The organism is Chitinophaga eiseniae (genome assembly GCF_900167135.1).
Lineage (GTDB): Bacteria > Bacteroidota > Bacteroidia > Chitinophagales > Chitinophagaceae > Chitinophaga > Chitinophaga eiseniae.
The window spans coordinates 744,997-758,389 of the sequence record NZ_FUWZ01000002.1; the positions used below are offsets into that span (position 1 = coordinate 744,997).

The window sequence follows — 13,393 nt, forward strand, 5'->3', positions numbered from 1 at the left end:
TACAAAGCCTCTTTAGCCCAATCAGGAAATCATGGAAGAAACAAAGCGCCCGTTCCTCTCCCTGGAACATATCACTGTAAGATATCTCGATAAAACACTTTTCGACACCCTCAACTGGGACATACAGCAAAACGAGCAATGGGCCATCACAGGCCCCAGCGGTGCCGGCAAAACAGCACTGCTTAATACAGTCCTTGGCAAGTTCAATATTATCAACGGCGGCATCCACTATCATTTTTACGATGACTGGAGAAAAGAAAACACCGTCACCGACCCTTACTTCAACTACCGCAACCTGATAGCGCTGGTAGGCCATCATCATACTTTCCGTAATTTATCCAATACCACCACCGACTTCTACTACCAGCAGCGGTTCAATAGTATGGACGCCGACAATTCCCCTACCGTCAGCGAATACCTTGATATCACCACGGTCCCCGACCTGGTGAGGCCGCTGAAAATAGCGCCGCTCATGGAAAAACGGCTGATCAAACTGTCCAACGGGGAAACGCGCCGCGTGATGATCGCCCGGGCCCTGCTGCAAAAACCACAGCTGCTCATGCTCGACAACCCCTACATCGGGCTGGACGTACAAACGCGGAAGGACTTCTCCGAAATGATCAATGAAATCATCCGCAACGGCTCTACTGTGCTGCTGGCCACTTCCCCACAGGAAATACCGGAACACATCACCCACGTGCTGACACTGGAAAACGGCGCCATCACCGGAAAATATACCCGTAGTGAATTTGTACAACTACCGCTTCCACAGGTGCCGGACCTGCCGCTGCCAGCCATGGAGACGCAGAAAATAGCCGCTATCCTGCAACAGCACCAGCCAGCCACCTTCGAAACCATCGTAAAGATGGAAGACGTGCGTGTGAAATATGGCGAAAACACCATCCTCGATCAAATCAACTGGACGGTAAAACCCAACGAAAAATGGGCGCTGCTGGGACATAACGGCGCCGGTAAATCCACGCTGCTGAGCCTCATCAATGGCGATAATCCACAGGCATATGCCAACAAACTCTGGTTGTTCGACCGCCGCAGGGGTAGCGGCGAAAGCATCTGGGATATCAAGAAAAAAACAGGATTCGTGTCGCCGGAGCTGCACCAGTACTTCACCTCCCGCGATAACTGCCTGCAGGTGGTCTGCTCCGGTTTCACCGACATCATCGGCAGCACTAAACCAGCCACTCCGGAACAAACAGACATTGCCAGGGCATGGATGGAAATACTGGAAATAGACGGGCATCAGAAAGCACCCTTCAAACAAGTGCCCGAAAGCGCCCAGCGCCTTTGCCTGCTCGCCAGGGCCCTCGTCAAAAATCCGCCGCTGCTCATCTTCGACGAACCTTGCCAGGGGCTGGACCAACAACAGAAACAGCATTTCAAAAAAGTCATCGAAATGCTCTGTGACCATATGCCGGTAACACTGATCTATGTAACGCATTACGAAGAAGAACTGCCCAACTGTGTAGATAAGTTCATGCGCCTCGCCAACGGCAGGATGATATAATTATTTACGGATTTGGGGATTTTTTGATTTTGGAATTTGGGGAATAAAAACCATGTATCCTTAAATTCCAAAATCAAAAAATCCCCAAATCCGTAAATCAAATAACCAAATATATAAATGTATAAATGAAAAAATAGTCGGATCTTCGCCAGGAATCGTTAATCACCATAATCCTTTCCTGATGCACCCAACAAAACGGCTATTTGCTGTAGTAGCATTATTTGTTTCCCTGGTGGCACTGTCGCTGATCAGCGGCTGCCGAACCACCAAAAAAGAGATGAACCCCGGATTCGCGAAGTATATTGACGCCTATACAGCCGGTATCATCTCCAAACAAAGCCCCATCCGCATTCAACTGGCCGGGCAGGTAAACGTGACACATACCCAGAACGAACCACTTGATAAAGAGGTGTTCGACTTTTCCCCTTCCATCAAAGGGAAATCCTACTGGGTAGACGCCACCACCATCGAATTCAGGCCCGACGAGAACCTGCAACCCGGCAAAACCTATCAGGCCAATTTTAAACTGGGCAAGATCATGGACGTGCCCTCAGACCTGAAATCTTTCGATTTCGAGTTTAAGGTTATCAAACCTTCCTTCTCGCTCGATATGTCGGGACTGAAAGCCAGTACCAACACCACACTGGATAAGATGACCTACACCGGCGCCGTGTATACCGCCGATGTGGAAACGCCGCAGGCCATCGAAAAACTGATCACCGCCCGCTATGGCGGCAAAACACTGCCGGTCACCTGGCAGCATAACGCCGGCGAACGTACGTCGAAATTCACCATCGCCAATATAGACCGCGCCAATATCGCCCGGAACCTGGAACTCAGCTGGGACGGCTCCGCCCTCAAAGTGGACAACAGCGGTAAAAAAACCGTGGAGGTCCCAGCCGTAGGTGATTTCAAAGTACTGGACGTAAAAGCCATGTCTGACCCGGAACAACACCTGCTGGTGCAATTCTCTGATCCTGTCAGCGTAGCGCAAAGCCTTGAAGGCCTCATCGGCATCAGTGGTCAGGGTGACCTCCGCTACACTATCGACGGCAGCGAAGTAAAAGTGTATTCGCCCGTTCGCCTCGAAGGCACCTATAACGCCGTGATCAATGAAGGTGTTATCAACATCACCGACAAACGCCTCGGTAAATCCTACAGCGCCAACGTGAATTTCGAGAACACCATGCCGGCCGTAACGATTCCCGGCAAAGGCGTGATCCTCCCCGAAAGCAATAAACTGGTGATGCCGTTCGAAGCCGTCAACCTCAACGCGGTAGACGTCACCATCATCAAAATATACGAAAACAATGTACCGCAATACCTGCAGACCAATAACCTCGACGGCGATGCGGAACTGCGACGTGTAGGCAAGCCCGTGGTAGAAAAAACCATCCGGCTGGATACCGATAAATCCGTTAACCTTCACAAGAAAAACCGCTTCTTCCTCGATCTCGATAAATTGCTCCGCACCGAACCCGGCGCTATTTACCGCATCACCATCGGTTTCCGCAAAGCTTATGCACTCACCGCCTGCACGGAAGTGAAGAAAGCAGACAGCACCAGCGAAGATGGTGAAGAAGCCGGCGAAGAAGATGAAAGTGAATACTACGGTTACAATGACAGTGGAAAATTCGACGAGGACGACGACTTCTGGAACCGCTATGACAGCTACTATCCATACGGATACAACTGGAACCGCCGTAACGACGCCTGCTCCAATTCCTACTACAACAAAGACAAATGGGCATCCCGTAACGTGATCTGCTCCAACATTGGCCTTATTGCCAAAAGAGGCAATAACAACAGCATGTTGGTAGCGGTAACGGATATACGCGACACCAAACCGCTCACCGGCGTTGAACTGGAACTCCTCGATTACCAGCACCAGGTGATCTTCAAAACCAAGAGCGACGGCGAAGGTATGGCTACCTTCGATCTGAAACGCAAGCCCTACCTGCTGATCGCGAAAAAAGACAATGAAAGAGGTTACCTCAAACTGGATGACGGCAACTCCCTGCCACTGAGCCGCTTTGATGTACAGGGCGAGGAAGTACAGAGCGGCATCAAAGGATTCCTCTATGGTGAAAGAGGCGTGTGGCGCCCCGGTGATTCCATCTACCTGACGTTTATGCTGGAAGACAAAGACAAAAAGCTTCCGGCAGACCACCCTGTCACCCTGGAACTGTACAATCCTAAAGGCCAGCTGTACAAGCGCATCAACCAGCATGAGAACCTGAACGGTTTTTATAGCTTCGCCACCGCTACCCAACCGGAAGACCCTACCGGCAGCTGGGTAGCTAAAGTAAAAGTAGGCGGCGCTACCTTCCAGAAAAATGTACGCATAGAAACCGTGAAGCCTAACAGGCTGAAGATAAAAATCGACTTTGGCAGCAATACCGCGCTGTCCAAAACCGGTACCACCGGTAATCTCTCGGCCATGTGGATGTTTGGCGCTACTGCCCAGCACCTGAAAGCCAAGGTAGATGTGACATTGATACAGGCGTCTACCAGCTTTAAAAATTTCTCCGGTTTCACCTTTGATGACCCGGTAACCCATTTTGAAACAGAAAACAAAACCATCTTCGAAGGACCGCTGAGCGAAACAGGTTCCGCGCCCATCAAAACCGATATTCAACTCGGTAAACTGGCGCCCGGGCAGCTGAAAGCCAACTTCGAAGTAAAAGTATTTGAGCCGGGTGGCGATTTCAGCATCGACCACTTCTCCATGCCCTACAATCCATTCACTTCCTACGTGGGATTGCGGTTACCGGAGGGCGACCGTACCACCGGTATGCTGCTCACAGACAAATCTCATACCGTTGAAATTGTGGATGTAGACGACAACGGCCGCCTTACCACCGGCACCCGCGAGGTACAGGTAGAACTGTATAAAGTACGCTGGAGATGGTGGTGGGACCAGGGAGAATCCGAATATTCCAACTTCACACAGGACAGCTACAACCAGCTCCTGAGCAAGGAAACCGTCACCCTGAACAACGGTAAAGGTCAATGGTCGCTGCGTATCAATCAGCCTGACTGGGGCCGTTACCTTGTGCGTGTAAAAGACCTGCAGAGCGGTCATACTTCCGGTAAGTCCGTATACATAGACTGGCCCGGATGGGCAGAACGTATGCAGAAAGAAAATCCTGCAGAAGCTGCCATGCTGGTATTTACTTCCGATAAACAGCACTACAAGGCCGGAGAGGACGTCAACCTCACCATCCCGAGCAGCGCTGGCGGCAGGGGCCTGATCAGCATTGAATCCGGCAGCAAGGTGCTCAAAACTTTCTGGATCAATACCCAGCAGGGACAAACCACTTTCCGCTTCAAGGCAGAAAAGAACATGACGCCCAATATATACGTCAACGTTACCCTGCTGCAACCACATGCGCAAACCATCAACGACCTGCCGATCCGTATGTATGGCACTATTCCCATTACAGTGGAAGATCCCGGTACCATCCTCAAACCAGTGATCAGCATGGCCGACAAGCTGAAGCCGGAATCAGAGGCCACCATCAGTGTCAGTGAAAGTAACGGCAAGCCGATGACTTATACCATCGCCATCGTGGATGAAGGACTGCTGGACCTGACACGCTTCAAAACTCCGGACCCGCATAGTTCCTTCTATGCCCGCGAAGCGCTCGGCGTGAAAACCTGGGACCTGTTCGACTTTGTGGTGGGCGCTTACGGCTCCGACCTCGAACGTATCCTGAGCATCGGTGGTGACGAGGGCCTGAATAAAAACGCCGGCGCTGCCAAAGCCAACCGCTTTAAACCGGTCGTTAAATTCATGGGACCTTTCTACCTCAAAGGAGGCCAGAAACAAACGCATAAATTCAAACTACCGCCGTATATCGGCTCCGTAAAAGCCATGGTGGTGGCCGGTCAGGAAGGCGCCTATGGTTTCGCCGAGAAAGCAGTGGCGGTGAAAAAGCCGCTCATGCTGCTGACCACTGCGCCGCGTGTACTGGGACCGTCTGAAACTATACAGGTGCCAGTGACTGTGTTCGGCCTTGAGCCGAATATCCGCTCCGCCAATGTGACCATCAGCACCAGCCCCCTGCTGGAAGTGGTAGGCGAAAGCACCAAAACCGTTACGTTCCCGCAACCGGGCGAACAAATGGTGTACTTCGATGTGAAAGTGAAACCACAGACCGGTATCGCGAAAATCAAGGTGACCGCCAGCAGCGGCGCCGAAAAAGCGGAAGAAGCCATTGAAATGGACGTCCGTAACCCCAATCCAACGATCACTAACGTAATCGACTATACGCTGGAAGCAGGCAAAGGCTGGAATACCGCCTTCAGCCCTGTAGGCATGGCAGGCACCAACACCGGCGTGCTGGAAGTCTCCACCATTCCGTCGCTTAACCTCGGCAAACGCCTGCAGTACCTGATCAGCTATCCGCACGGCTGCGTTGAACAGATTACTTCCGGCGTATTCCCGCAGCTGACGCTCAATCAGTTGATGGACCTGAAAGAAACCCAGCTGGCAGAGATAGACCGCAACGTAAAAGCCGGCATCAACAGGCTCAAAGGCTTCCAGGCTTCAGATGGCGGTCTCAGCTACTGGCCAGGTTATGCACAGTCCGATGAATGGGGCACCAACTACGCCGGCCACTTCCTTCTGGAAGCACAGGCCAAAGGATATACCCTGCCTCCGGGCCTGCTGGACCAGTGGAAAAAATACCAGCGCAATAAAGCCACTACCTGGGCGCCCAACACCCAGAACTTCTATGGCGGCGATCTCACTCAGGCCTATCGCCTGTACCTGCTGGCACTGGCCAAAGTGCCGGAAGTAGGCGCCATGAACCGGCTGAAAGAATTCAAATATCTCTCTACACCAGGCAAATGGAGACTGGCAGCCGCCTACAAACTGGCCGGCCAGCCGGAAGTAGCCAATTCACTGGTACAAAACCTGAATACAGAAGTGAAACCGTACAGCCAGCTCGGAGGCACCTTCGGCTCCGACCTGCGCGATAAAGCCATGATCCTTGAAACGCTCACGATCCTGGGCCAGCGTAACCGCGCCAACGAACTGGTGAAACAAATTGCCATGCACCTGTCCCAACACGACCAGTGGTACAGCACACAAACCACCGCTTATGCGCTGATCGCCATCGCCAAATTCTGCGGCAGCAACAAAGACGGCAGCAAGATGAACTTCAGCTATACGCTCAACGGCGCTAAAGGCAACGTCAACGGCAAGTCATTTGTAACACAGGTACCTGTTACCTTCAACGGCTCACAAGGCAATGTAACCCTGCAGAACAACGGGCAGAACTTACTGTATGTACGCCTCATTCTGCGCGGCCAGCCGGAAGCCGGACAGGAACCGGTGGCCAGCAATAACCCTGACGTACTGGACCTCCAGGTACGCTACAGCACCCGCGACGGCAAACCGCTCGATCCTGCTACCCTGAAACAGGGCAGCGACTTCATGGCGACCGTCACGATCAAAAATCCGGGGAAACGCGGCTACTACGAGCAGATGGCGCTGTCACAGATATTCCCGTCAGGCTGGGAAATACTCAATACCCGCCTTATGGAAAACGACAGTACCTTCCATACCTCACCGCTTACGTATATGGATATACGCGATGACAGGGTGTATACTTACTTTAACATTGAGGAAAACAAAACCCACACCTACAATGTGCTGCTCAATGCCGCATACCTGGGACGGTACTACCTCCCGGCCGTTTCCTGCGAAGCGATGTATGATAATACCATCAGCGCTTTCGCAACAGGCAAATGGGTAGAAGTGGTAAAATAAGACGATATTTCTTTTTAACGCAAAAGCGGCCATCTCGTTTCAGGAGATGGCCGCTTTTTTATGTTTAATAGTTAACGAAGCTGCAAAACATTATGATTATTTTTAAATTGTGCCATCAGTGATGGCACAATTTCTTACTGATTTTCAGCGCTTTGCTCGAACAGTTCGTGCATTTTTTCTTCTAATATCTTCTTGTCCGGCAAAAAAGTCTGGTATTCCGAAATGATCGTAGGCGATAAATTTCTGTTCATAGCATACTCTACCACTTCCTTGTTTTGGTCCCTGCATAACAAAATTCCTACGCTGGGTCTTTCATGTTCTCTTTTCACTTTTCTATCCAGGGCTTCCAGGTAAAAATTCAGCTTACCCAGATACTCCGGCATGAAGTCGGTGGTTTTTAATTCAAAGGCTACGAGGCACTGCAGGTCGCGATGGAAAAATAAGAGATCGATATAAAAGTCCGTGCCTCCGACCGTTACCCGGTATTCTTCCCCGATGAAAGTAAAGCCATCTCCTAACTCAAGGATAAAGTCTTTGATTTTACTGATGAGCGCGTGTTGCAAGTCTTTCTCACTATGGTTTTCCGGGAGATTTAAAAATTCGAACACATATTTGTCTCTAAAGAGAAGGCTTTCATCACCTTTAATGTTGGTGCCTGATACTGGTGACTGGTGCTCTCCTAACTTCACTCGCTCGTACAGGCAGCTTTTGATTTGCCTTTCCAATTCGCGGACAGAGTAATTTTCCTGCACGCTTAAACGCAGATAAAATTCTGACTCCTCCCTGGATTTTGTTTTAGCCATAAGCGTTAAATGATGCGTCCAGGAAACTTTCACAAGCATTGTATTACGAATATCTGTAAATTGTCTCATCAGTGATGAGACAATTTCTTGTTGATTTTCAATATTTTTCGCAGATGCATTTTCAATATATGACAAATAAAATCCATAAAACTGTAACATCCTGTAAAGACCAACACGATTGAATCCTTTCAATTCGGGGTGTTTCTTGGTAATGTAATATGCTAACTCAATAACCATCCCTTCACCCCAACTAGCATTTTCTATCTTCTTATGTATATATTCTCCCACCTGCCAGTAAAGGTTAATCATTTCAATGTTTACATTTTTTTGCGTGTTATACTGCGACCGCTTAATAAGCGTCACTATTTCCGTAAATTGCTCCGTCATAGAAAAAGATTTTTCGGGTTAATTGGATATGGTTTTCAAAAAGAAGCTTCGAATTTAAGTATCCGGAAACACAATCTCCTGTTCATTTTGCAGGTGATAATGAACGGATCAGCGCAAATGAATTCGAACCGATCAAAATGAACAAACTAAATATCTTGAAACATTAACCCCAACGACAATACGTTTAACTCGGATGAAATTTCAACGCTTCAGGCAATGGTGTAAAAAAAGAAAATGGTGGCTTACCGCTGCCGGTGTATTACTGATTGCCTACTATTTTTGTTTGCCCCGCCAACTGTTTACCAGCCCGACCTCCTTTGTATTGGAAGATGTAAACGGCGATTTACTCAACGCCGGTATCGCGCCTGACGGGCAATGGCGCTTCCCGTACAACCCGCACGTGCCGGAGAAATTTGCAAAATGTATCGTTGCTTACGAGGATAAACGGTTCTATTATCACTGGGGGATAGACCCGCTGGCGGTAAGCCGTGCCATCCGGCAAAACCTGCGGGGCAAGAAAGTCATCAGCGGCGGCAGCACCCTCACCATGCAGGTCATCCGTATCTCCCGCAATCAGCCCCGTACTTTCTGGCAGAAAATGGTGGAAGCGGTACTTGCCACCCGTCTTGAGTTTGCAGCCTCTAAAAAGAAAATCATCGCCCTGTACGCTGCCAACGCACCGTTCGGCGGCAACGTGGTAGGACTGGAAGCCGCTTCCTGGCGCTACTACGGCCGTAAGGCCGACCAGCTCTCATGGGGAGAAATGGCGGCGCTGGCGGTACTGCCCAACAGCCCCGCGCTGGTGCATCCCGGCCGTAACCGGAACACGCTGCTCAGCAAACGGAACCAGCTGCTGGATAAGTTGTGTCGCAACGAAGCCATCGACAGCCTCACCTGTCAGCTGGCCAAACTGGAACCGCTGCCGGCGCAACCGCTGGCATTGCCGCAGGATGCGCCACACCTGCTGGACCGATTCCGGCTCGACTATCAGCAGCAAAAGTCAGATGGCCCCACCCGCATTAAAAGCACCGTGGAAGCACCGCTACAAAAGAACGTCACGGCCATCGCGGAAAGATACCACAACGCCTACAAGGCCAACGGCATCAACAACGCCGCCGTACTGGTGCTGGATGTGGAAACAGGCAACACGCTCGCTTATGTGGGCAATATTTACAATCCCTCCAATCCAGAACTGGAGAGCCATGTGGACATTATACAGGCCAGGAGAAGTCCCGGCAGCACGCTTAAACCGGTGCTGTACGCAGCCATGCTCAACGACGGACTGATACTGCCCAATACCCTGATACCGGATATCCCCACACAGATAGCCGGCTATTCGCCGCAGAACTTCGACCTCGGCTACGATGGCGCCGTGCCTGCTTCCCGCGCGCTGGCGCGCTCACTCAATATCCCGGCGGTGCGAATGCTGCAGATGTACCGCTACGAACGCTTTCACACGCTGCTGCAGAAAATGGGCATCACCACGCTCACGAAACCCGCCGATCACTACGGCCTGTCGCTAATCCTCGGCGGCGGAGAAACCACGCTATGGGAGATGTGCGGCATGTACGCCAGCATGGCCCGTACGCTCATTCACCTCGACCAGTACCACGGCAAATATGATATGGACGACATCCATCCGCCCAACTATCAGGCAGACATGCAACGTCCTTCACAACATGGATTGAGCAAAGATGGCGTACTCGATGCCGGCTCCATCTGGTATGCCTTTGAAGCGATGACAGAAGTGATGCGCCCTGGCGAGGAACTGCTGTGGCAACAGTTTTCTTCCTCACAGCGCATTGCCTGGAAAACAGGCACCAGCTTCGGTTTCCGCGATGGATGGGCCATCGGCGTCACTCCCAAATATGTGGTCGGCGTATGGGTTGGCAATGCGGACGGGGAGGGCCGCCCCGGCCTCATCGGCGTGTCCACCGCAGCGCCCATCCTCTTCGATGTATTCAGGCTGCTACGCACCGGCAGCTGGTTCACCACACCTACCGCCCACCTGCGGAAAGTAGAGGTGTGCCGCAAAAGCGGCTATCGCGCCAATGAACTCTGCGATGAAAAAGACTCCATCTATGTGCCGGCCGCCGGCATCCGTTCAGGCGTATGTCCTTATCACCAGCTGGTACACCTGGACCGCACCGGTCAATGGCGGGTAACGGAAAACTGTGAATCGCCGCAATACATGCAGCATAAGTCATGGTTCATCCTGCCGCCGTCACAAGAGTTTTACTACCGCAGCAAAAACTATTACGCGCCGCTGCCGCCTTACAAGCCGGATTGCATCGCCTCCCTGGGGCAGGACCGCGCACCGATAGAACTGATCTATCCGCGGCCCAATGCCCGCATCTTTGTGCCGACAGAACTGAACGGACAACCCGGTCAAACTATCTTCACCGCCACACACCGCAACAGTACCGCCAAAATATTCTGGCACCTCGACAACAACTTCATCGGAGAAACGGTGGAATTCCACCAGATGGCGCTGCATCCGCCGGCAGGAAAACATACCATCACCCTGGTGGATGAAAACGGGGAAAGGATTGAACAGACATTCGAAATACTGGAAAAAGAAAAAGAACAATAAGTACATAAAAAAAGCGAAGACAATGTCCTCGCTTTTTTGTTATGATCAGTAGTTATACTTGTCTTTCCACAATTGCTTCAGATGCCGCCGTAGCTCGTCTTCCCGCGCATTCTTTCCCGGATCATACAGCTTGGTGCCCTTGATGGCGTCCGGCAGGAATTCCTGCATCACAAAATTATTGTCATAGTCATGCGCATAAGCATAGCCTTTGCCATAATCCATTTCCTTCATCATTTTCGTAGGGGCGTTACGGATATGCATGGGCACCGGCAGGTCGCCGGTTTTCGCTACCAGCGACTGCGCTGCGTTGATCGCCATGTAAGACGCGTTACTCTTGGCAGAAGAAGCGAGATATGTCACACATTGCGACAGGATGATCCGCGACTCGGGATAGCCGATCAGGTTCACTGCCTGAAAGCAACTGGTCGCCAGCAGCAACGCATTCGGATTGGCATTGCCAATATCTTCAGAGGCCAGTATCACCAAACGGCGCGCAATGAATTTCACATCTTCACCACCCTCTATCATACGGGCCAGGTAATACACGGCAGCATTGGGATCGCTGCCACGGATGCTTTTGATAAAAGCAGAGATGATATCGTAATGCTGTTCCCCTGTTTTATCGTAGATGGCTACACGCTGCTGCGCGATGTCCATCACTTTCTGATCGGTGATAATAACAGGATCTTCCTGCAGCGTGCCTACCACCAGCTCAAACAGGTTGAGCAGCTTACGGGCATCACCGCCGGAGATATTGAACAGCGCGGCCGTTTCCTTTAATTCGATGTTTTTTGTCTTCAGCCACTCGTCGCGCTCCATCGCCTGCTGCAGCAGTTGCATCAGCTGATCGTTGCCCAGCGGCCGCAGTACATATACCTGGCTGCGCGACAACACCGCCGCATTTACTTCAAAGGAAGGATTTTCGGTGGTAGCGCCGATGAGCGTCACGATGCCTTTCTCCACAGCCCCCAGCAACGCGTCCTGCTGGGATTTGTTGAACCGGTGGATCTCATCGATGAAGAGTACGGCATGCCGCTGGCGCCTGGCCATTTCTATCACTTCCCTTACTTCCTTTACACCGGCAGAAATGGCGCTCAGCGTGTAAAAAGGGACCTGAAGGGTATGTGCAATGATATTGGCGATGGTTGTTTTGCCTACGCCGGGAGGGCCCCACAGGATCATGGAAGGTATTTTCCCCTGCTCAATGGCTTTTCTGAGGATACTGTCTTTTCCGGTAAGATGTTCCTGCCCCACCAGTTCGTCTAACGTCACAGGTCTTAACCGTTCTGCTAATGGTTGCATACACTTTTATTCTACAGGATGATTATTTGGATTGATTGATCTGCTGCATTTTGAACTGGCATAATATCTCTGATAGAGCGGGCGCGGCTGATAGCCAGTTCCGCTTTTTCACCGGTAAACAGCTCGTTTACCGTCGTTTCAAACAGGGAGATCCAACGGTCAAAATGTGCCGGTTGAAGCGGTACTTTCTGGTTCACCGCAAAATGCGGCGCCATGGTATTTCGGCCATAACGGTTACTGTCGAGCAACAGCTGTTCCCAGAAGTCGTACATAATGGGCAGATGTTTGTCCCAGTCCACCCGGGCAACATCCTGAAAGATATAGCCGATAACATCGTCCACCTTCACTTTCTCATAAAAGCGGTCTACCAACAACTGGATATCCGCCCTGCTGGTTATCAGCTTCCTTTCCATCGTCAAATGGTCGTTTACTGCTTCCCTTCATTCCGTTGTGTCCATTCCCGCAGGAACCGGAAAGAGAGGTTGGCATTGAATGTCAGGATAAAACTGATGAGCAGGAACATCACGCTCATCGGTGTCAATATAGCCGTATTATCAGCCCCCAATTGCTGTACCACCTCTTTTTTCACTTCCGGTGGCAATGCCAGCAGGCCGACACCGAGTAAAAACAGCAACGCCCCGAAAAGCAGGGTGATCACTCCCATGATCCGGATACCGCTGGGCGTATTCTCCTTTAAGGGAATCTCGGGCAACAAGAGGCTACGCTGAAGATATAATGACAAAACGCTATGTATAAAACAGGCGCCCCAGATCATGACAGACACCAGCATCATAGGGTTGAAGCCGGCAGAGATGACCATAAACACCCCCAAAAAAGTAAAAAGACCTGTTATCATCAAGGCAAGGGCGGTGAAAATCCTGTATAATTTAAACATCAAACTCATCAAAAGCTTTTTTTAACGACACAAACCTACCTAATTCCTACCTATTTTAGAGAGAAAATCGGGCTTCTTATCTAGCAATACTTAACATAAACCTTGCCGCTCA

The 13,393-nt window shown here is 50.9% G+C and carries 7 protein-coding genes; 3 read left to right on the plus strand and 4 right to left on the minus strand.

Annotated elements, in window-relative coordinates; translation table 11 throughout:
- The first annotated feature begins 31 nt into the window (after positions 1 to 31).
- Positions 32 to 1,522, plus strand: coding sequence for an ATP-binding cassette domain-containing protein (locus B5D63_RS12610; protein WP_078669150.1), 1,491 nt, complete (start codon positions 32 to 34; stop codon positions 1,520 to 1,522).
- 181 nt (positions 1,523 to 1,703) lie between these two features.
- The gene (locus tag B5D63_RS12615; protein ID WP_078669151.1) at positions 1,704 to 7,301 is read left to right on the plus strand and encodes an alpha-2-macroglobulin family protein; all 5,598 of its coding nucleotides are present in this window, start codon (positions 1,704 to 1,706) and stop codon (positions 7,299 to 7,301) included.
- Between the two features lie 134 nt (positions 7,302 to 7,435).
- On the opposite strand, the gene B5D63_RS12620 is transcribed toward B5D63_RS12615, so the two are convergent.
- Positions 7,436 to 8,491 carry a PDDEXK nuclease domain-containing protein gene (locus tag B5D63_RS12620; RefSeq protein ID WP_078669152.1) on the minus strand — a complete coding sequence of 352 codons (1,056 nt, stop codon included), beginning with the start codon at positions 8,489 to 8,491 and terminating at the stop codon, positions 7,436 to 7,438.
- Between the two features lie 193 nt (positions 8,492 to 8,684).
- On the opposite strand from B5D63_RS12620, the gene pbpC reads away from it, so the two are divergent.
- A complete protein-coding gene (gene pbpC / locus B5D63_RS12625) occupies positions 8,685 to 11,084 on the plus strand; it encodes a penicillin-binding protein 1C (protein ID WP_078669153.1) in 2,400 nt (799 codons plus the stop codon).
- 45 nt (positions 11,085 to 11,129) lie between these two features.
- Here pbpC and B5D63_RS12630 read toward each other — a convergent pair whose 3' ends face one another.
- Genes B5D63_RS12630 through B5D63_RS12640 form a run of 3 tightly spaced genes read right to left on the minus strand, consistent with a single transcriptional unit; the run spans position 11,130 to position 13,290 of the window.
- Positions 11,130 to 12,386: a replication-associated recombination protein A gene (locus tag B5D63_RS12630; RefSeq protein ID WP_078669154.1), complete on the minus strand. Its 1,257-nt coding sequence runs from the start codon at positions 12,384 to 12,386 to the stop codon at positions 11,130 to 11,132.
- An 11-nt stretch (positions 12,387 to 12,397) separates the two neighbouring features.
- The gene (locus B5D63_RS12635) at positions 12,398 to 12,799 is read right to left on the minus strand and encodes a group III truncated hemoglobin (RefSeq protein WP_078669155.1); all 402 of its coding nucleotides are present in this window, start codon (positions 12,797 to 12,799) and stop codon (positions 12,398 to 12,400) included.
- Positions 12,800 to 12,813: 14 nt separating this feature from the next.
- Positions 12,814 to 13,290 (minus strand): hypothetical protein, encoded by a 477-nt coding sequence (locus B5D63_RS12640; RefSeq protein WP_143312889.1) that lies wholly within the window; start codon positions 13,288 to 13,290, stop codon positions 12,814 to 12,816.
- Positions 13,291 to 13,393: the final 103 nt, after the last annotated feature.